This is a genomic window from Aliiroseovarius lamellibrachiae, from assembly GCF_018599245.1.
GTDB classification, from domain to species: domain Bacteria; phylum Pseudomonadota; class Alphaproteobacteria; order Rhodobacterales; family Rhodobacteraceae; genus Aliiroseovarius; species Aliiroseovarius lamellibrachiae.
This window is the reverse complement of record NZ_JAHEVJ010000002.1, coordinates 336,632-357,104: the sequence shown is the minus strand read 5'-3', so window position 1 is coordinate 357,104 and position 20,473 is coordinate 336,632. Positions and strand designations below refer to the sequence as shown.

Sequence of the window (20,473 nt, the reverse complement as noted above, 5' to 3'; positions counted from 1 at the left end):
TTGCGAAAAGGAGTGAAATGCCAAGCCCTATTCAGGTGTGTCTTTTGGCGGCATCGCTTGTGGCGCAATCCATCGCGCCTCAGTGCGGGCGTTTCTCAAAGATCAGCATCAGATTGTTGGCGGGCATTTCAAGTCGCGCCAGACAGGCAAACCCGTGTTGATCCGCTGTCGCCTCAACCGTTTCCACGTCTTTATAGCCGATATCGGGATCATGCGAGGAGAGCGATTGGTGGAACGCGCGGTCGCCCTCAGACCTAAACCCGCCACCGGACCTGAAAGGCCCGTAAAGACACCATCGCCCGCCGACCGCTAGGCTGCGGGCCACACCGGCCACAACGGCGCGCATCGCAGGCCCGGAAATCAGATGCAGAAGGTTCACGGTGATCATCACGTCAAACCCGTCGGCGCACCAATCGGGTTGGGTCGCGTCCAGAAACTGTGCCAGCCGCATATTGCGCAACCCCGCCTGGGCGCGCCAGGCATCAATGCTGTCAAGACGTTCGGTGGCAATGTCAGTGGGCTGCCAGACAATTCCGGGAAAGGTCCGCGCATAGGAAATTGCGTGCTCCCCCGTGCCCGAGGCAAGCTCCAACGCATAGCCATTTTCAGGCAAATAAGGACGTAAGGCGGTTAGGATCGGCGCGATATTGCGGGCCGCCGACGGCGCGCTGAGACGCCCATCCTGGACCTCTTCATTTGCAATACATGCCACAGAATGTGGCCTTTCCCCAGCCATGCAGCCCCCCAAATCGCCATACCGCCCCACACAAATGAACCAATCATTTACCCGGCAAAACGCATATCTCACCCAAAGCAGTATTGAGCCTTCGGGCGAATTGCGCAAGACTGGTTCCCCAGCCCTAAAGGAGCGTGCATGTCATTCGCCACTGAGACCCCTGTTCAGACCCATCATTTGCCCGCTGATCTTACCTTGGTCACACTGCCCTATCTGGGCGATAACTATACCTATTTGCTACATGATCCCGCCAGTGGTGCCACCGCCGTCATCGACGTGGGCGAGGCCGCACCGATTGAGGCGGAGTTGGCCAAGCGCGGTTGGCAATTGTCGGAAATTTGGCTGACCCATCACCATTGGGATCACATCGACGGGGTCGCGGATCTGGTGAAATCCACCGGCGCGCTGGTGGTTGGGGCCGAGGTGGACGCCCACCGCCTGCCCCCTTTGGCGCGCCCTGTTGTGGCCGGGGACAGTTTTGAATTTGTCGGACACCGCGTTGATATCATCGACGTGCCGGGGCACACCGTGGGCCATATCGCGTATCATCTGCCTGACAGCGCCGTGGCCTTTACCGGCGACAGTTTGATGGCGCTGGGATGTGGGCGTTTGTTCGAAGGCACACCTGATCAGATGTATGAAAGCCTGTCGGCTCTTGCAAAACTGCCGCCCCATACCCAAATCTGTTCTGGTCATGAATACACGGCCGCCAACGCCGCTTTTGCGGTGACCATAGACCCTGACAACGCCGCACTGGCCACCCGCCAGCATCAGATCACCGCCAAACGTGCCGAGAAACAGCCCACTGTGCCGTCTCTTTTATCACTTGAACTGGCCACAAACCCCTATTTACGCGCTCATTTACCCGAGGTGAAAGCCGCCATCGGTATGGAAAGCGCCCCAAACACCGAGGTTTTCGCGGAAATCCGCCGCCGAAAAGACAGCTTTTAAAGGGTCTTCACGCCATATTCGCAAGAAATTGAGAATAAAAGGCTTGAAGAACCGCTGGGAAAACCGAAACTTAAACATATGAGGCCAATCTGGGGGGCCAAGACCCCACGCAGTAAAAAACTGCGCAGATTACGAGGAGAATGCCACGTGCCGTCCTTTTCTAAACCGCTCGAAGACGCCATTCACCACGCCCTAGGCCTGGCAAATGAGCGCAAGCATGAACTGGCAACGCTGGAGCATCTGCTTCTGTCGCTGCTTGATGAACCGGATGCCGCCCGCGTGTTGCAGGCCTGTTCCGTGGATCTCGGGGAATTGCGAAAAGTGTTGCTTGAGTTCATTGACGAAGAACTTTCAACCTTGATCACCGATCTCGAGGGCAATGAAGCCGTGCCAACGGCCGCCTTCCAGCGCGTGATCCAACGCGCCGCGATCCATGTGCAAAGCTCTGGCCGCACCGAAGTAACCGGCGCCAATGTGCTGGTCGCGATCTTTGCGGAACGCGAATCTAATGCGGCATTTTTCCTGCAAGAACAGGATATGACCCGCTATGACGCGGTGAATTACATCGCGCACGGCGTGGCAAAAGACCCCAGCTTTGGCGATTCGCGCCCGATCTCTGGCACGCCTGATTTCGAAGACGAAATGGCGACCGATGCAGAGCCGGCTGAGGAAAAAGAAACGGCCCTGGGTAAATATTGCGTCGATCTGAACGCCAAGGCGCGTGAAGGCGATATTGACCCGCTGATCGGTCGCGATCACGAGGTGGAGCGCGCCATTCAGGTGCTGTGCCGCCGCCGTAAAAACAACCCGCTTTTGGTGGGCGATCCGGGTGTGGGCAAAACCGCCATCGCCGAAGGGCTTGCCACCAAGATCATTGCCGGTGAAATCCCGGAAATCCTGTCGGAAACCACCATTTATTCGCTGGATATGGGCGCGCTTTTGGCAGGCACCCGTTATCGCGGCGATTTCGAAGAGCGTCTGAAAGCGGTGATGAAAGAGCTTGAAGATCACCCGGATGCGGTGCTGTTCATTGACGAAATTCACACGGTGATCGGTGCGGGTGCCACGTCAGGTGGGGCGATGGATGCCTCTAACCTGCTGAAGCCTGCGCTTCAGGGCGGGAAACTGCGCTGCATGGGATCCACCACCTATAAAGAGTTCCGTCAGCATTTTGAAAAGGACCGCGCGCTCAGCCGCCGGTTCCAGAAAATCGACGTGAATGAACCCTCTGTGGATGATGCGATCAAGATCCTGAAAGGGTTGAAGCCGTATTTTGAAGAGCATCACGGGGTGAAATACACCGCCGATGCGATCAAAACCGCAGTGGAGCTGTCGGATCGTTATGTGAACGACCGCAAGCTGCCGGATAAAGCGATTGATGTGATTGATGAGGCCGGGGCCGCCCAACATCTGGTCGCAGAAAGCAAACGCCGCAAAAATATCGGCGTGAAGGAAATCGAAGCTGTTGTGGCCAAAATCGCCCGCATTCCGCCGAAAAGCGTGTCGAAAGATGATGCCGAAACCCTGCGCGATCTGGAGAGATCGCTGAAGCGCGTGGTGTTTGGTCAGGACAAAGCCATTGATGCGCTGTCCTCGGCGATCAAACTGGCCCGTGCCGGTCTGCGCGAACCTGAAAAACCGATCGGCAACTATCTGTTTGCCGGGCCAACAGGTGTCGGGAAAACCGAGGTCGCCAAACAGCTGGCCGACAATCTGGGTGTGGAACTTCTGCGCTTTGATATGTCAGAATATATGGAGAAACACGCCGTTTCGCGCCTGATTGGCGCGCCCCCCGGCTATGTCGGCTTTGATCAGGGCGGGCTTTTGACCGACGGTGTGGATCAACATCCCCATTGTGTGCTGCTTCTGGATGAAATGGAAAAGGCGCACCCGGATGTCTATAATATCCTGTTGCAAGTCATGGATAATGGCGAGCTGACGGACCACAACGGGCGCACGGTGAGCTTCCGCAATGTGGTGCTGATCATGACCTCAAATGCGGGCGCGTCTGAACAGGCGAAATCTGCTGTGGGCTTTGGTCGGGAACGTCGAACCGGCGAAGACACCGCCGCGATTGAACGGACCTTTACGCCAGAATTCCGCAACCGTCTGGACGCGGTGATCAGCTTTGCCCCATTGGGCAAAGAGGTGATCTTGCAAGTGGTTGAGAAGTTCGTGATGCAGCTTGAGGCCCAGCTTTTGGACCGTGGCGTGACAATTGAACTGACCCGTGCGGCCGCCGAATGGATTGCCGAAAAAGGCTATGATGACCGCATGGGCGCGCGCCCCTTGGGCCGTGTGATCCAAGAGCACATCAAAAAGCCGCTGGCCGAAGAGCTGTTGTTTGGCAAGCTTGCCAAGGGCGGCATGGTGCAGGTTGGCGTGAAAGCTGGCGAGCTGGATCTTCGTATGGAGAAACCGAAAAACGCCCAGCTTGGGTCCAAGAAAAAGCCACCGCTTTTGACGGCGGACTAATGCGCCTCTTTTGGGCGATGATCCTAATGGTGTGCGCTGCGGCCCCGGCCGTGGCGCGCGATCCTTCTTTTGCCCAGCCCATTGATTGCACGCTGGGCGACACCTGTTTCATCCTAAATCTTGTCGATGCAGATCCCAGCGATGGGGTGGCGGATTACACCTGTGGTGCGCGGTCTTATGACACCCACAAAGGCACCGACTTCGCCCTTCCCTCACATGCGGCGATGGACAAAGGCGTTGATGTCTTGGCCGCCGCCCCCGGCCGTGTGCGCGGGGTGCGCGACGGTGTGGACGAGGCAGTGTACGGCGCTGAAAACGCCCCGAATGTGGATGGGATCGAATGTGGAAATGGCGTGGTTGTGGACCACGGCGGCGGCTGGGTCAGCCAATATTGCCATCTTCGAAAAGGCAGTGTCGCCGTTGAAAAGGGCCAATCCGTGCGCATGGGACAAGTGTTGGGTCAGGTCGGCCTGTCAGGCAAAACGCAATATCCACATCTGCATATTTCCTTTCGCAAAGACGGCGAGGTGGTCGACCCCTTTGCCCCCGATGCCCATGCCGAATGCGGCGACACATCTGCCAATGACCAACTGTGGCAGACCCCAATCGCTTACCCTATGGGCGGCATCGCCTCATCCGGGTTTGCACCAAACATCCCCCGTTTTGAAGACGTAAAATCCGGGGCCGCGCAGCACATCAGTCTGGCCCCCAATGCCCCCGCCCTTGTCGGGTGGAGCTTTGTTTACGGCCCGCGCGCGGGTGACATCCTGCGCCTTCAGATCGACGGGCCAACCGGGATGATCCTTGACGAAGACGTTCTTATGAAAAAGACCCAAGTGCTTGCCTTTCGCGCCATTGGCAAGAAAACCAAAACCCCTTGGCCAACGGGGACCTATGCGGTGTCAAGTTGGTTGATCCGGGATGGCATCGTGGTGGATGCCCACCGGTCTGACATCGACGTGCATTAACGCTCGGTCAGTTTCAGTTCAATCCGTCGGTTTTGCGCGCGCGCTTCACGGGTATCAGCCGGGTTCACAGGACGATATTCGCCGAAACCGGTGGCGGCCAGTCGACCGGGCGGAAAGCCCAGATCATTGATCATATATTCCACCACAGACAGGGCGCGGGCTTGGCTCAGCTCCCAATTGTTGCGAAAATCCCCGGTGCCCAACAGCGGGATGTTGTCGGTGTGGCCATCGACGCGAATGATCCAATCCACCTCATCGGGGATGTCGCCCGCGACCTCGGACAACAGCGCGGCCACTTTGGCGACCTGCGCTTTGCCTTCGGGTTGCAACACGGCGTCGCCGCTGGTGAACAGCACTTCGGAGGAGAACACAAAGCGGTCGCCAACGATTTTGATGCCTTCACGATTGCCCAGAATTTGCTTGAGTTTGCCGAAGAATTCCGACCGGTAAGCGGCCAGCTCTTTGGCCTCTTCCTCAAGCCGCTTGCGTTCAGCCTCTTCCAAGGCGGCGCGCTTGCTTTCCTCGGATGCCACCCGCGCGAGCGCGGCGTTCAACTGTGTGCCCAATTGCTGGATCTGCACCTGTGCTGCCTCATCTTTTGACGCACTGTCATCGAGAATGGACTGAAGCCCATTGAGCTGCGCACGCAGCGCCGCCACCTGTTCATTCAACAAAGTGACTTTGCGCGCGCTTTCTGCCGATGCGGCCTCTTCGTTGGACAGGGCCAGATTGGCGGCGGCCAACAGGCGTTTGCGTTCCTCGGCCTCTGAAACCGCTTGATCCACCTGCGCCTCGGCGTTCAGACGCGCCGCCAAGGCCGCCCGTAATTCGGCACTCAGCGTCTCGGCCCGACCTTCATCCGCCTTCAGCGCCTCAAGCTCCAAAACTGCGGCGGCCAAGCGACCGTCCAGATCAGCGCCCGCCGCTTTGGCAGCGGCCAGCAAGGTCAATGTGTCCTCGGCCTCTTTGCGCTGCGCCTCAAGGGCCAGTGTCATTGCGGTCAATTCATCGTCGGCGTTCAGCAACTTTTCGCGCAAGGCTTGGGCGGCGGCGGCCTCGGCCAAACGTCCGGCCTCTTCTGTGCTCAGGGCCTGTTCACCCTCAGTCACTTTAACCTTTAAGTCGGCCACCAAGGCCTCAAGTGCTTCGCGTTTTGCCGCCGCCAAACGCGCGGCCTCGACACCGGCGTCAATTTCACCACGCGCTTGGGTCAGCGCCAGTTGCAGCGCCTCTTGATCAGAGATCAGCGTGGCTTTGGCGGCTTCCAGATCTTCGATCTTTGCCGTCATCTGTTCGCCCGCGGCAAGGGCGGTGTCACGTTGGGATAAAAGGGTTGCGACCTGCGCTTCAAAGCTGGTGATCTGTGCGGCTTGTTCTTCGGTTTGCGCGGTCAGCTGGGTGATCAGCGCGGATTGCGCCTCGGAAATCGCGCGGGCCTCAGACAGGGTGGCGGACAGCGACCCCACCTGCCCTTCCAAAGCGGCGGATCGGTTGCGTTCCAACCCCAGCGCATCGGCCAAGCCCGCCACCTGTGATGACAGTTCGTCCAGCTCGTGTGCCTGCCCGGAAATGGTTTCGCGCAGCACAAATTGCACCACCATAAAGATGGTCAACACGAAAAACAGCACCAGCAAAAGTGCGGTCATGGCGTCCACGAACCCCGGCCAGATAGTGCCGCTCATTCGGTTCACAGATCGCCGGGTCATCGCCATCACTCAGCCCCGATCCTGACCGGAGGCCACGCGGATCACATGGGTCAGGTTGGCCAGATCACCGCGAATATCCGCGAGGCTTTCTTGGCGACCAGCCTGCATTTCCTCAAGGATACGCAACAGCTGCACATCAAGCGAGCGCAGGCGCATTCGGCTTTCAGCATCGACCTGCGGTCCCAGCTCACCCTGTCCTTCAAGCGCTGTGATGATCCGGTCTTGTCCGTCGGCCAATCGGGTCAGAACGGGCATCAGCACCGGGGCAATGTCGGGGGCGGCGGGCGGCGGGGCTGGCTCTGGCGCGGTTTGTTCTTCGCTTAGCTCTGCAGTCAGGCGTTCCACATTGTCCGCCAATTGCCCCAGCCGCGCGTCCAAAGCTGCGCGGTTCACGTCGGTTTGCATGAACATGTTCTGGATCGCGTCGACCTGTTCGGCCATCACGCCCATATAGGTCGCGGCAAGGTTGTTCCCACCGCCGCTGTCCCCGTCACCGTCGCCATCTGGCGCGGCCACGCCCAGCTTGGTGATGGTCGACAGCCATTCTTCGAGTTCGCGGTAAAAGCGGTTTTGACCGTGGCCCGCAAACAGCTCCATCAGCCCAACAACCAATGACCCCGCAAGCCCTAAAAGCGACGATGAAAATGCCGTGCCCATGCCGCCCAGCTGTTTTTCAAGCCCGCTCATCAACCGGTTAAAGACCTCGGTGCTGCCTTCGCCTTCGGTTGGGGCAAGCGAGCGGATGGTTTCCACCACCGCAGGCACCGTGGTGGCCAGCCCGTAAAACGTGCCCAAAAGGCCCAGGAAAATCAGCAGGTTCACGATGTAGCGCGTGATGTCACGGGCCTCGTCAATCCGGGTCGCCACACTGTCGAGGATGGACCGCGAAGACGCCGCGCCAATTTGCAATCGGGCCCGCCGTGCGCTGAGCAGTTTGGCCAAGGCCGCCAGAATACGTGGCGCGCGGTCGGGGTTATGCCCGTCACGATCGCCCACAAACCCCTCGATCCAGATCACAGACGACGTCACCTGCCAGACCTGCCAGAAACACGCGAGCAGCCCGATCACAAAGACCAAAAGGATAAAGGCGTTGAGGTAAAGGTTGGCCAGAAACACCGGCAGGACCTGAGGCAGGGCGACAAAAAGCCCCGCGCCCACAAGGGCCAGCACCACCAGCATCACAAAGATCTGGCGGAACGGTTGAGAAAACTGCGGCTCGACCTCTTTGCGGCGCGTAAATTGCGACCGGCGGTTCGGCTCATCCATCGGGTTGGTTCCCATCGCGATATTGCTTTGGGGCTACGATAGGCGCGATTGTGCGCCCTGCCAAGGATCAAGTCGCGTTTGGGGCAATCTCGCGTACGCGGTTGGCAAGCCAGCTGAGTTCGGGATCAGTGATCCCCAGATCCGTCAGGTGATCGGCGGTGTTAAAAAGATAATCGGTGTTGGGGCCGCGCCCGCCGACCGCCGTGGCGATGATCTGCGCCTGTTCCTCAAGCTGCAGATGGCAATATTGCACATGCTCGGGGTCAATCACATAGGTGACAGCGGTGACATTGCGGCCATCTTTCAGGGACAACGTCAGGGTTTTTTCCAGATAGGCCGAAGACACGAGTTCGCGTTCACGCAGCGCGGCCATTGTGGGGGCTTCCGTGCCGGGGGTGACGCGAAAGGCGATGCCCTGACAGGTGGCGTCCCCTTCGTCCAGCGCCAGCACCAAACCGGGATGTTCATCGGTGCCGCGATGGTGGATTGAGCGCATGCAAAACGACCGGTGATACCCCGAAAGCGTGGCAATCACTGCTTCGTCGTGGTCAAATCCGGGGTGCCAGAGCAAAGATCCATACCCAAACACCCAAAGCTCGTTCTTGTCCATTTCACCTGTCCTCTTCGCGCCCTATAAGGGTCGTATAAATTGAGCGGACAAAAGAGGAAAGCACCATGCGCAAACTGATCGTCATTACCCTTGTGTTGGCCGGGCTGTGGGCCGGGTATTGGTGGGTTGGCGCATCAAGTGCCGAACGTGCATTTGTGCAGTGGTTTGACGAGCGTGGTCCGGACGGTTGGGTGGCCGAATATGACGACCTGAAGGTGCGTGGCTTTCCCAATCGGTTTGACACAGTGATCACGGGATTGTCCTTGGCCGATCCCGAAACGGGCCTTGCTTGGAACGCAGAGGAGTTCCAGATCCTCGCGCTCAGCTATAAACCCAACCATGTGATCGCGGTCTGGCCGGGGGTGCAGCGCCTGTCAGCCCCGACCCAGAAAATTGACATCACCGCCGACGATTTCAAAGGGTCTCTGGTGGTGGCCCCCCACCCGGACCTGCCCCTTGATCGCGCAACATTTGTGATTGAAAACATGTCGCTTGTCTCATCGATTGGATGGCAAGCACATCTGGACAGCGGGCAATTGGCCACGCGTCTGTTGGATGCGGACAGCAACCTTCATGAGGTCTATTTTGAAGCCAAAAACCTGATCCCCGCCTCAGAATTTGTACAAAGCCTTGGCCCCGACAGCGTGCTGCCGCCGGTCTTTGATGGCGTCACGGTAAAGGCGAACATGGGATTTTCCGCGCCCTGGGACCGCTTCGCCATTGAACACGCCCGCCCACAGCCGCGCCATTTGGATCTGACCTTGTTGACAGCAAAATGGGGGGAGATGGATGTGAAAATGGGGGGAACGCTTGAGATCGACGAAGCCGGAATTCCCACCGGCGAAATCGCGATCAAAGCCAACAACTGGCGTCAGATGATTGCGGTGGCCGAAACGTCAGGCGCCATTGCGCCAGAATTCGTCAGCACGCTGACCGGAGCGCTGCAATTTGTGGCGGGCCTGTCCGGGGGCCGCGAGAGCCTGGATGTAACGTTGGGCTTTTCGGGCGGTTATGTGACCTTGGGGCCCATTCCCATTGGTCGCGCCCCCGTGCTGAAAATTCGCTAAGTCCACGCGCGCGATCAAAAACCGGAAAACTAGTTTTCTAGTTTTCTAGTTTTCTAGTTTTCTAGTTTTCTAGTTTTCTAGTTTTCTAGTTTTCTAGTTTTCTAGTTTTCTAGTTTTCTAGTTTTCTAGTTTTCTAGTTTTCTAGTTTTCTAGTGAAGTCGACCCTTATTGGGATTGGCGTCAAGCCTCATTCGCTCAACGACAATATGATCCGCTGCGATATTTGGCGGTGTCCAAATGCAGGTGATCCTTGTGATACTTGTCGGAGTTTGGCCCCAACACAGTGCCAAATGGCCCACACGCCGCGGCATGCATCGCCTTAAGAACCTTGCCCTGCACCGGATCACGCCAGCCTTTCAGCACGCTCAAATACGCCCCGTTCTTCAAGGTCACACCGGCGATGTCCACCGCGCGCCCACGCCCATGTTCCGAGATTTTTGCGCCCGGCTTGTTGTTCCGTGTGCGGCATGAATAATGCGCAATCACCTTCAGCTCAGAAGGGCCGCCGCCCAACCGACCGACCGCAGGAAAGACCCCTTTGCGCACCCAGGAATTCAGGGCTTTGGCCGTGTCGCAATCCATGATCGCGCCCTGGCTTAACCGCACGCCCGACACCTCGGTCACGCGCATCGGTTTGGACACGCCGCATCCCGAAAGCTTGCCGGGGATCGACGACAACGCCTGACCTTTGATCGCTTTCACACCGCAAATTGACCCTTTGCGCCCGGCAGGTTTTGGGGTCGGCAGTGCCGTGGCCAAGGGGGCGGTGGCTTGCATCACACGCTGTTTGGGGCGTGGCAGGGGGCGCAAGGACCGGGTCAGTGCCTGATCACCAAACACAGCGGCGGTTGTGGTGTTGGACAGGCTGACCATCGGTGCCGTGGTTTGGGTGTGGGCTGTAGGGCGGGGCTTGGGGCGAATTTTCGCGTCAAACCTGACGGCCACTTTTGGGGCAACGGTTCCAGAACCGGGGCGCGGTTCTGGGCGCAACGACGTCTCAGGGGCATAAGCCAGCGCCGTGCCCGCCATCAGCGTCACAGCCAGTCCAGCAAAAAGAGCCGCCCGCAGGGTCATTCTTGTGCCCCAGCGCCACGACCAAAGTCCGGCGCATCGGTGTCCTGACCCGCTTCGATAATGCTGCGTCGAATGGCGCGGGTGTGGGTGAAATAATCAAAAAGCGCCTCGCCATCACCGGTGCGAATGGCACGTTGCAGCGCAAACAGCTCTTCGGTGAAACGACCCAGAATTTCCAGCGTCGCCTCTTTGTTGGTCAGAAAGACATCGCGCCACATGGTGGGATCAGAGGCGGCAATCCGGGTAAAATCGCGAAACCCGGCGGCCGAATATTTGATCACTTCGCTGTCGGTCACGCGGCCCAAATCATCCGCCACCCCGACCATCGTATAAGCGATAAGGTGCGGGGTGTGGCTGGTCACGGCCAGCACGAGATCGTGGTGCTCTGGTCCCATTTCCTCGACGTTAGATCCCAAACCTTCCCAGAATTTGCGCAGACGCGCGGTGGCCGCCGCATCCGCGCCATTGGGCACCAAGATGCACCAACGATTGTCAAAAAGTTCGGCAAAACCAGAGTTTGGCCCAGAGTGTTCCGTGCCAGCAAGCGGGTGTCCCGGGATGAAATCAACGAGGTCGGGCAGATGCGGACCAACCATGTCGATCACCGATTGCTTGACCGATCCCACGTCGGTCACGGTGGCCCCTTTGGCCAAATGGGGTGCGATCTCTTTGGCAATATTGCCCATGACGCCAACGGGCACAGCCAGCACCACCAGATCCGCGCCTTTGACGGCCTCGGCGGCGGTGTCTTCGATCCGGTCACAAAAGCCAAGGGCGCGCGCGGTGTCTCGGGTTTCAGCGGAACGGGCGGTGCCGACGATTTCGCCCGCAAGGCCTGCGCGGCGCATTCCGTGCGCCATTGACGATGCAATCAGGCCAAGGCCGATCAGGGCAACGCGGTCATAGATCTGTGTCATGCGTCTTCCTTTTGGTCGCCCTTTTTGTCGTCCTTCTTGCCCGAAATCTTAGGGTCTGGCGCAGGGATCACGCCTTTAAAGCGGCCAATCAGGTGGGCCACACGGCGGCAGGACGCTTCGTCCCCCACCGTGATCCGCAGGCAGTTTGGCAAGCCATAGCCCGCAACCCGGCGCACAATCACGCCTTCGGATTGCATAAAATCATCCACGGCATTTGCCTCGTCTTCACTGGCAAACCGCGCAAGGATAAAGTTGGCGCAAGAGGTGTCGGACGGCACGCCATGTTCGGCCAATGCCTCGGCCAACCACGCACGCAGGCGGGTGTTTTCACTCAGGCAGCGGGCCACATGGGCACGGTCGTGCAACGCGGCTTCTGCGGCGGCGAGTTGTGGCATCGACAGGTTAAACGGCCCCCGGACGCGATTGAGGTAGTCAATCACCTCGGGTGTGCCGTACCCCCACCCAATGCGCAGCCCGCCAAGGCCGTACATTTTCGAAAACGTCCGCGTCATGAAAACATTGTCGCGCATGGTCACAAGGGAGGCCCCGCCATCAAAGCCTTCGACATATTCCACATAGGCGCCATCCAGCACCAACAGCACGTTTTCCGGCAGGTTTTCCGCGAGGCGCGCAAGTTCCCCGACGCCGATCATGGTGCCGGTGGGGTTGCCGGGATTGGCGATGAACACCAGCCGGGTTTTGGCGGTGACACCCGCAAGGATCGCATCAACGTCGACCAAGCGATCCCGCTCAGCCACTTCAACGGGGGTCGCCCCAGCCGCACGGGCCGAGATTTTATACATCGAAAAACCGTGTTCGGTATAGATCACCTCATCCCCTGGCCCGGCGAAGGCCTGACAGAGGAAGGTGATGATCTCATCGGATCCGACGCCGCAAATAATACGGTCAGGGTCGAGCCCGTGCAGATCGCCAATGGCGGTGCGCAAGGCGGCGTGATCGGTATTGGGATAACGGTGCAAGTCATGGCCCGCGCGCTGGAACGCCTCAACCGCCGCCGGGCTTGGCCCAAACGGGTTTTCATTTGAGCTGAGCTTGGTCACATTTGTGACGCCCGCAACCTTGGCCGCGCCGCCCACATAGGGTTTGATCTTTTTGATCCCAGCAAGGGGTTCGATCTTCGCCATCACCGTTTCTCCTTTGTTCAAGGCTTTACAGGGCGTGGCTGGGTGGTGGAAGGGGGAAAGCGCTAACATGTGGGATCGGGGGGAAGGTGTGGCTTTGGGGTGCGGGGCCCGCGCCCGTTTTAATCAGCACAGCGAGGCACGGTTGCACACAGTCAAACAAAGTGGAATGGTTTGTAGATATCCAAGATTGAAGTAAGTGATTCGCACATCAGCTGCGTGGACATCCAATTATGCTAGCGAAATTATCGCGTATACTCGCACCGATTATCTTCCTGTCTATGGCCCTCATTGCGCTTTACGTTGGCGCGTTGGCCTTGAGTGTCGACACGGTCAGTATTGTGTTTTTGCTTGGGTTTCCCTTTATCGCCGGTGCCGTGATAGTGCATTTTCGTCCGAAAGGAACCTTTCGTTCTTTTGGGGCGAGTGTCTTGTTTTTGGCGGCGACGATGCTCGGCAGTTTCACAGGATCTTTTGTCTTCAAACTTGAAGGGTTGATCTGCATTGCCATGGCGATCGCCCCGCTGCTCGGTGCCAGCATGATTGGCGGGCTAACGTATCTCATCTATCTGCGATGGAAGACCGAAACCAAAGGCGCCAAAACGGTGTTTGCCCTGCCCTTGGTCGCAATTTTTTGCGCCAGCCTTTTGCCCAGCGAGCCCAAAACATATGTTATATCCCATGATGTTCTCATTGACGCACCTGCCGAGAAAGTTTTTGAGATGGTCAAATCCATTCCGGACATTCAACCGTCAGAAGTTCCAACTCATCTGTCACATTGGCTCGGGGTTCCAAAACCAACATCCGCCGTTTGGACCCAATCCCCTGCCGGATCGGTGCGCCATTCCTTTTGGGGGGAGGACGTGCATTTTCTTGAACGGATCACAGAAGTCGTCGAAAACCGCCGTATTTCATGGGTATTTGAATTTCCAAAGGGTTGGGCCGCACAGGGCATTGAAGATCCCCACATCGAGGTGGGAGGGCGGTATTTTGATGTTCTTTCAGGCTCTTATCAAATCAACAGCGTCGGGGACAAAACCCGTTTGACCCTGACCACCCAAACCTATGATGGTTCAAAGCTTGGGTGGTACGCAAAGTTTTGGCATAATTTCTTCTTTGAAGATTTCCACCAAGCGATTTTAAGCGTGATCAAAACGCGGGCAGAGGCCTGACATCAGCGACTAAGGGCGACGCGGTGAGGCTTTGAGTTGAGCCTGTCATGGCACTCATAGCTTTCGTAGCGCCAACGAAAAAGGGCCGCGCTTTTGCGCAGCCCTTTGATACTTCTCTGTGTCGGCGAAGAGAGGTGTTTGCGGTTTAAGCGGATCGGTTTTCGCTGCCTCTCGCCTCTGACTTTGCCAGCGGCTCGAACGCAAAAACCGATACTTTGTCCTTTCAGACCCGCAAAACGCCTTAGTTCTTCGCGTAGAATTCAACCACCAGGTTGGGTTCCATCATCACCGGGTATGGCACGTCGGACAGGCCGGGGGTGCGGGTGAAGGTGGCGGTCAGTTTCGAGTGGTCAACGTCCAGGTAATCCGGAACGTCACGCTCGGCCAAAGCAACGGCTTCAAGAACCAAAGCCATTTGCTTGGATTTCTCGCGCACTTCGATCACGTCGCCTTCTTTCACACGGTAGGAAGGGATGTTCACTTTTTGGCCGTTCACGGTCACATGGCCGTGGTTCACGAACTGACGGGCGGCAAAAACGGTTGGAACCAGCTTGGCGCGGTACACAACAGCGTCCAGGCGGCGTTCCAAGAGGCCGATCAGGTTTTCACCGGTGTCGCCTTTTACACGCTCAGCTTCGGTATAGATGCGGCGGAACTGTTTCTCGGTCAGGTCGCCGTAGTAGCCTTTCAGCTTCTGCTTGGCGCGCAGCTGCAGACCGAAGTCCGACAGTTTGCCCTTGCGGCGCTGGCCGTGCTGGCCGGGGCCATATTCACGACGGTTCACCGGGGATTTCGGACGGCCCCAGATGTTTTCGCCCATGCGGCGGTCAATTTTATACTTGGCAGCGGTACGTTTCGTCACAGCTGATATCCTTTATAGATGGCATTTCGACTTTTCCGAAAACCGGTTCCCACTTTTCGGGTCTCAATCGCGGCTGCGATCATTCCCGTTATGTGCAAACCAACCCCGAATGGGCCTTGTGCCGATTAAAAGGGCGTTGTCCTCTTGCCTTCGGGCCGGATCCGGCAAGTTAAGGGGCCTTATGGCACACCCTAAAATGGTCGGGGCTCTGGGGCTTGACAGGCATCCTCTTGCGAGGGCCACCAACACCAAATGAATGCGGCCCCCAAGGGGACCGACTGGGCGCTTATAGCGGGGTGGCGGGGGGAGTCAACGGCGAAGTGGGGTTTGGCGCCCCGCCCACCCGGAAAGATCGCAATCCCCCTCACGCCCCCTCACGCACCACAAAGACCGAGATTTTGGCGTGGCTGGCCAATCGCCCACCGTGTGAGTTGATGAAATATTCGACCCAGCCCGGTTGATGGCTGGCCATCACCACCAGATCGGCCGCCAGATCATCAATCGCTTGGATCAGCTTTTGGTCCACTTCGACACTTGGATCAGGCACGCCGTAATTCAGGCTGTCGACGTGAATGCCATGTTCGGCTGCAATCTCATCGGCATAAAGCGCCAGACGTCGCCCGTATTCAGCGTGCGAATGTGACACCTTGCCTTGCAAACCGCCACTTACGCTGACCAACGTCATACGCGCGCCATAGTGCAAGGCCAGATCGGCCGCCACCTGCACCGCTTTGTGCAGCCCCTCTTTTTCGGCCAGATCCACCGGAACCATGATGTGCTGATACATGTGTCTCCTCCCATTTGTGGATCCGAGACTACGCGGTTTGCACGCCACCTGCCTTGTTCTCAGTCAAGGCGCATTGCGCAAGCTGTGGCGGCAAAGAAATTGGCCCCAAAACCAGTCACCGGTTCTGAGGCCAATATCACTTGCAAGCATGTGTTCCTTTACGCCACGCCCCGCAAAATCGCCGCTTCCGCTTGGTTCAGCGACCGGCGGGCATAATCGCCGTAAGCCATCGGGTCATAGTCCAGCGCCGGGAACATCTCAAACAAACGCGCGCGTTGGTGTTCTTCAACGGTGTCAAGCGAGGTGTTCGCCGGGTGGAAGCTTTCCGTCGGCACGCCGTTGGCCCAGACCACTTCGTGGTTTTCCATCAGCACATGATAATAGGTCACTTCGCGCGCCATTGTGTCGATCAACACCCGGCGTTCATCGACCAGATCCTGGGCGCGCACCAGCACCTCGTCCACATTAAACAGCTCGCGCGCGCGATCACCACGGATCAGCACCTGATGCTGCGGCGAGACCACAAGATCCTCGTCCGGTTGCCCCGATGTGATGGCCCCGGCCCGAAGGCGAATGGGCCGCAGCTCTGGCATCGCAAACAGACGCGCACCAGAAATGCGACGCTGGCCAATCCACAGCACTTTTTGCGCACCATTGTCGCGGGTTTGCACCATGTCGCCTTCGCGCAGATGCTCGACCATCGCCTCGCCCTCGGGCGTGCGAATGCGCGTGCCGGGGGTAAAGCAGATCACGCCGGTGGGCTGATCGGTCAGCCGGTTGATGTGGCTGGGTTCCAGCATCGCATGCACCACCCACAGATCCATATCCGCCGGGGGCACATCATCAAGAAACATCAAAAGAGGATGCGCGTGGGGGCCAACATCAATCAGCGTGACGGTATAGCTTTTGTGCCCGTCCGTGACCTCAAACCCCATGTTTAAAAGCGGATCGTCAACCTGAACCGCATCAACACTGGTGTCAGGATCCATTGCGGCCCCGACCAGTTTATGAACCATTTTCGCCGCGCGACGACGAAGATCCGCCTCTGCGCTGGCGTTGTGTAGCCTAAGAATGTCCTGTGGGCCATCGACCCGAAGCGGTTCACCTGACCAACGCCAGCTTGCCCCAACCCCAAGTGCAGATTTGGCAGCCCCTGCCAAACCGTCGATTTCTGTTTGTGCCCACGAGATGACAAACGTGCCGATTAAGCCCGTCTTCATACCCATATACCTGCCATTTTGTTTTTTTATTTGGCCCGAGGATAGCACGGTCGATTCGCTCTGTTAAGCGATTTCGTTAACCTTTTCATACCTTTCGGATAGGTGAGTCCGACAGGCCACGCTTCCCCCTTTAAAACGAGAAAAATGGACGTCTTAAAAATCCAGTTTGAGGCTGAGCGATCCGACAATCTGCCCCTCGGGCTGGGCTTCAAATTCACGGCCCAGATAGGTCACGCCGTAAAACACCCCCACCCGTTCGCCTTGCCATTTCAGGCCTGCGCGCGCGCGGGTGCGGGTCTTGGTCAGCGTAACACCGTCGGATGCACGCAACAGCTGGCTGTCAAACATATGGGCCACATCTGCACCCAACAGGAAGGACAGGCCCTTGGCGGGGTCTGTGTTCAGGCCTTGGTACAATTGCCCCGTGACTTCGTCGCGCAAAAGCACCCCTTGGGAAAACGCCGCACCAATCAGGATGTCCCCCCCGATACGCACAAAGCTTTCAACACCGGCTTGCGCATTCACAAACGGGCGCAAGGTCACATGGCCCAGGATCTTGGTGTCCAGCGCGTAAGGGCGTGCCACTTCCAGCGAGGCCGTAGGATAAATGTGGTCGGCAATTTGCCGGCCCAACACGGCATCAGACGGCGGCGTGGCCCCCAATGCGTCATGCACCCAGCTGTGGAAATCGCCGATCCCGGTAGAGGGGCCTGTGGCGACCAGATCTAAGCCCACACGCATTTCCACCCCTCGCTTCACCGCATGAGAATGCACCCCAAGAGACGCCATACCCACATAGGGGCGATCGGTCGGGTCGGCTGTGCCAAGGTTGGCGGGGGCGATGATTTGCGTGGCAAAGCGCAGCTCGTTCAGCGTGCCGAATTGCGTGGGCAATCCCGTCAGCCCCAAAGGGCCGCGCAGTTTGGACACTGTATAGGCCCCACTGCGCCAGCGGTCTTTATTGTCGCCCAGAAAATCATTGGAGAAAAAGCGACCTGTCCCAAGGTTTGCGCCCCAGCGGCTTGTCCCCTCGGCATATGCGGGGGCAGACCCAACTGTGGCCGCGCCTAACGCCGCGCAAAAGCTCAGCGTTGCGAGGAATGAAAACCGTTGGAATGATCCCAAGGTGAGGGCGGTAATAATGGTGCGCATGAAAGCTCGCATGTCAGGTCCCAATCAGGGCCCCCACCCTGTCGCGCTTTCTATGTAACAGCGCATCGTTGATTCGAACAATCTGTCTAAAATCACGCAGGCCACCTGTTGCAAATTGGTTCACCCGTTCAGCACCGCAATCAGATCCGCAAGTCAGGCGCGTGCGCTTTTGCGCAGCACATCCAACAGCGTCGCCACCGCAAACAGACCCGCAGCAACGCACACAATGGTTGGCCCGGTTGGCGTGTCGATCCAAAACGCCAGTTGCAATCCGCCCAGCGCAGAGGCTGCGCCAATGCCCGCCGCAATCACCGCCATACGCTCTGGCGTTTGTGCCAAGGGGCGCGCGGCGGCGGCGGGAATGACCAGCAAAGCCCCGATCAAAAGCGCACCGACCACTTTGATCGCCACGGCGACAACCACAGCCAACGCCAGGGTCAGCACCAGTTGCTCGCGCTTCGGGTCAAGCCCGGCGCCGTAGGCCAGATCGGGGTTCAGGGTTGCGGTCAAAAGCGCCGACCAGCGCCACCACAACAGCGCCAAAACCAGAAGCGCACCGCCCCAGATCACCAAAAGATCCGCATGGCCAACCGCAAGAATATCGCCAAAAAGATAGGCCATCAGGTCAATGCGCACACCAGACAAAAAGGACACCGCCACAAGGCCAAAGGCGATGGCGGAATGGGACAGCACGCCCAGCATCGTGTCCATCGCATGTCCGCGCGCGCCCAAAACCGCCACCGCATATCCCATGGTCAGGGCTGCGATCAACACCCCCGCAAAGATCGGCGCATCAAAGGCCAAAGACAGCGCAACCCCAAGGATCGCCGCATGCGCCGTGGCATCGCCAAAAAACGCCATACGCCGCCAGACCACAAAACAGCCCAGCGGGGCCGCGGCCAGCGACACACCGATCCCGGCCAAGGCGGCACGGATCATAAAACCGTCAAAAAGGGTCATACTGCACCGCCTGACTGGGGCGTTGAATGCCCATCATTGGAATGGTCGTGATCGCAATCCGCATGATCATGGCTGTGATGATCGTGACTGTGGGAATGTTCGTGGCGGTACAACGCCAGCGCCCCGTGGGTGCCAGAGCCAAACAACGCGCGGTATTCCGGGGCCGAGGCCACATGTTCCGGCGCGCCCTGACAACAGACATGCCCGTTCAGACACAGCACCCGATCAGAGGCCGCCATCACCACATGCAGCTCGTGACTGACCATCAACACGGCGCAGTTCAGGTCGCCGCGCAGGTGGGCAATCAGCTCGTAAAATGCGGCAGACCCCGGTTGATCCAGACCCTGTGTCGCCTCGTCCAGCACCAGAATATCCGGGTCACACAGCAAAGCGCGCGCCAAAAGCACACGTTGGAATTGCCCGCCCGACAGGCCGGCCATTTGCTGATCCCACAGGCCCAGCGCCCCGGTCCGGGCCAGCGCATCGCGCGCCTTTTGTGCCGGCACCCGGTGGGGAAGTTGCAAAAACCGCGCCACGGTCAGCGGCAGGGTTGGGTCGATATGCAGCTTTTGCGGCACATATCCCAACCGCAGCCCCTGGGCGCGGGTGATCTGTCCGGCCTCTGGTTTCAGCGCGCCAATCAGCACCCGCAACAAGGTGGATTTGCCCGAGCCATTTGGCCCGACAATGGTGACAATCTCGCCCCGGTCGATGGAAAAATCCACCCCGCTCAGCACCCGTTTGCCGCCTTGTCGCGCGGACAGGCCTGTGACCGACAGCAAGCTCATGCGGCTGAACCCTTGACGGAGGATTTACAGTTGGGGCAACGGCCTTCGACCTCAACCACCATACGTTCAATTTCAAACCCGACGTCGGCGGCGGCCTGCCCCAAACGCCCCAATGAAAGGTCACTGTGTGTCTCGGCCACGGCGTTACATTCCTTGCAGATCATAAAGATCGGCGCGTGATCCTGACAGGGGTGCGCGCAGGCGACAAAGGCGTTTAAGCGTTCGATCTTATGGGCAAACCCATTGGTCACAAGAAAATCCAGCGCGCGGTAGGCGACGGGGGGTTGCGCACCCAGCCCTTCGTTGCGCAACACATCCAGAATGTCATAGGCGCCCATGGCCTGATGGCGTTTGAGCAGGATTTCAAGCACGCGGCGGCGCACGGGTGTCAGCTGTAAGCCTTTGTCGGTGCAATGGCTTACCGCCGCCTCAACGGTGGATGCGATGCAGCCGTGGTGGTCATGTTTTGCAAACCCAACCGTGTCTTTGGGGGCGTCTATGGGTGTGGCAGGCGGTGTGCTCATGGGGATCCCGATCCGGTCATTTAGGGCTTGATATGATATAGTATAACAGATAGCAAGGGTGCCGATATGTTATATAGTAACACCAACTCTAGGACA

The 20,473-nt window shown here is 58.4% G+C and carries 19 protein-coding genes; 5 read left to right on the top strand and 14 right to left on the bottom strand.

Annotation, left to right across the window (positions count from 1 at the left end; all coding sequences use genetic code 11):
* Positions 1-79: 79 nt before the first annotated feature.
* Positions 80-712 (bottom strand): DUF938 domain-containing protein, encoded by a 633-nt coding sequence (locus tag KKW20_RS05145; protein WP_214566695.1) that lies wholly within the window; start codon positions 710-712, stop codon positions 80-82.
* A 162-nt stretch (positions 713-874) separates the two neighbouring features.
* Between KKW20_RS05145 and gloB the strand changes: the two genes are divergently transcribed.
* From gloB to KKW20_RS05130, 3 genes are all read left to right on the top strand, one after another.
* On the top strand, positions 875-1,687 hold the full coding sequence (gene gloB, locus KKW20_RS05140; RefSeq protein ID WP_214566688.1) for a hydroxyacylglutathione hydrolase: 813 nt from the start codon (positions 875-877) through the stop codon (positions 1,685-1,687).
* A 147-nt stretch (positions 1,688-1,834) separates the two neighbouring features.
* Entirely contained in the window at positions 1,835-4,162 is a 2,328-nt protein-coding gene (clpA, locus tag KKW20_RS05135) for an ATP-dependent Clp protease ATP-binding subunit ClpA (protein WP_214566686.1), read from the top strand.
* The gene (locus KKW20_RS05130; protein WP_214566677.1) at positions 4,162-5,130 is read left to right on the top strand and encodes a peptidoglycan DD-metalloendopeptidase family protein; all 969 of its coding nucleotides are present in this window, start codon (positions 4,162-4,164) and stop codon (positions 5,128-5,130) included. Before clpA ends, KKW20_RS05130 begins: the two co-directional genes overlap by 1 nt.
* On the opposite strand, the gene KKW20_RS05125 is transcribed toward KKW20_RS05130, so the two are convergent.
* The 3 genes from KKW20_RS05125 to KKW20_RS05115 form a co-directional block, all read right to left on the bottom strand.
* Positions 5,127-6,842, bottom strand: a complete 1,716-nt coding sequence (locus KKW20_RS05125; RefSeq protein ID WP_214566675.1) for a peptidoglycan -binding protein — start codon at positions 6,840-6,842, stop codon at positions 5,127-5,129. The two genes, KKW20_RS05130 and KKW20_RS05125, sit on opposite strands and share 4 nt — an antisense overlap.
* 3 nt (positions 6,843-6,845) lie before the next feature.
* Complete coding sequence (locus KKW20_RS05120; protein ID WP_214566673.1) at positions 6,846-8,102, bottom strand: biopolymer transporter ExbB; 1,257 nt, start codon at positions 8,100-8,102, stop codon at positions 6,846-6,848.
* A 67-nt stretch (positions 8,103-8,169) separates the two neighbouring features.
* Complete coding sequence (locus KKW20_RS05115) at positions 8,170-8,712, bottom strand: gamma-glutamylcyclotransferase (protein ID WP_214566671.1); 543 nt, start codon at positions 8,710-8,712, stop codon at positions 8,170-8,172.
* 65 nt (positions 8,713-8,777) lie between these two features.
* Between KKW20_RS05115 and KKW20_RS05110 the strand changes: the two genes are divergently transcribed.
* Entirely contained in the window at positions 8,778-9,779 is a 1,002-nt protein-coding gene (locus KKW20_RS05110; RefSeq protein WP_214566669.1) for a DUF2125 domain-containing protein, read from the top strand.
* A gap of 195 nt (positions 9,780-9,974) precedes the next feature.
* Here KKW20_RS05110 and KKW20_RS05105 read toward each other — a convergent pair whose 3' ends face one another.
* From KKW20_RS05105 to hisC, 3 genes are read right to left on the bottom strand one after another with little or no spacing between them, the layout of a single operon-like run.
* Positions 9,975-10,853 carry an extensin-like domain-containing protein gene (locus KKW20_RS05105; protein ID WP_214566667.1) on the bottom strand — a complete coding sequence of 293 codons (879 nt, stop codon included), beginning with the start codon at positions 10,851-10,853 and terminating at the stop codon, positions 9,975-9,977.
* Entirely contained in the window at positions 10,850-11,770 is a 921-nt protein-coding gene (locus KKW20_RS05100; RefSeq protein ID WP_214566665.1) for a prephenate/arogenate dehydrogenase family protein, read from the bottom strand. Before KKW20_RS05100 ends, KKW20_RS05105 begins: the two co-directional genes overlap by 4 nt.
* A complete protein-coding gene (gene hisC, locus KKW20_RS05095) occupies positions 11,767-12,915 on the bottom strand; it encodes a histidinol-phosphate transaminase (RefSeq protein ID WP_214566664.1) in 1,149 nt (382 codons plus the stop codon). Before hisC ends, KKW20_RS05100 begins: the two co-directional genes overlap by 4 nt.
* Before the next feature lie 230 nt (positions 12,916-13,145).
* Between hisC and KKW20_RS05090 the strand changes: the two genes are divergently transcribed.
* A complete protein-coding gene (locus tag KKW20_RS05090; protein ID WP_214566662.1) occupies positions 13,146-14,084 on the top strand; it encodes an SRPBCC family protein in 939 nt (312 codons plus the stop codon).
* A gap of 241 nt (positions 14,085-14,325) precedes the next feature.
* On the opposite strand, the gene rpsD is transcribed toward KKW20_RS05090, so the two are convergent.
* From rpsD to KKW20_RS05055, 7 genes are all read right to left on the bottom strand, one after another.
* Positions 14,326-14,946 (bottom strand): 30S ribosomal protein S4, encoded by a 621-nt coding sequence (gene rpsD / locus KKW20_RS05085; protein WP_214566660.1) that lies wholly within the window; start codon positions 14,944-14,946, stop codon positions 14,326-14,328.
* A gap of 364 nt (positions 14,947-15,310) precedes the next feature.
* Positions 15,311-15,733 (bottom strand): universal stress protein, encoded by a 423-nt coding sequence (locus KKW20_RS05080; protein WP_214566649.1) that lies wholly within the window; start codon positions 15,731-15,733, stop codon positions 15,311-15,313.
* Between the two features lie 158 nt (positions 15,734-15,891).
* A complete protein-coding gene (locus KKW20_RS05075) occupies positions 15,892-16,953 on the bottom strand; it encodes a Hint domain-containing protein (protein WP_214566648.1) in 1,062 nt (353 codons plus the stop codon).
* A 153-nt stretch (positions 16,954-17,106) separates the two neighbouring features.
* Complete coding sequence (locus KKW20_RS05070) at positions 17,107-18,105, bottom strand: lipid A-modifier LpxR family protein (RefSeq protein ID WP_214566647.1); 999 nt, start codon at positions 18,103-18,105, stop codon at positions 17,107-17,109.
* A gap of 153 nt (positions 18,106-18,258) precedes the next feature.
* The gene (locus KKW20_RS05065; RefSeq protein WP_214566646.1) at positions 18,259-19,065 is read right to left on the bottom strand and encodes a metal ABC transporter permease; all 807 of its coding nucleotides are present in this window, start codon (positions 19,063-19,065) and stop codon (positions 18,259-18,261) included.
* A complete protein-coding gene (locus KKW20_RS05060; protein WP_214566645.1) occupies positions 19,062-19,853 on the bottom strand; it encodes a metal ABC transporter ATP-binding protein in 792 nt (263 codons plus the stop codon). The genes KKW20_RS05065 and KKW20_RS05060 overlap by 4 nt, the downstream gene beginning before the upstream one ends.
* Positions 19,850-20,377 (bottom strand): Fur family transcriptional regulator, encoded by a 528-nt coding sequence (locus KKW20_RS05055; protein ID WP_214566644.1) that lies wholly within the window; start codon positions 20,375-20,377, stop codon positions 19,850-19,852. Before KKW20_RS05055 ends, KKW20_RS05060 begins: the two co-directional genes overlap by 4 nt.
* Positions 20,378-20,473: the final 96 nt, after the last annotated feature.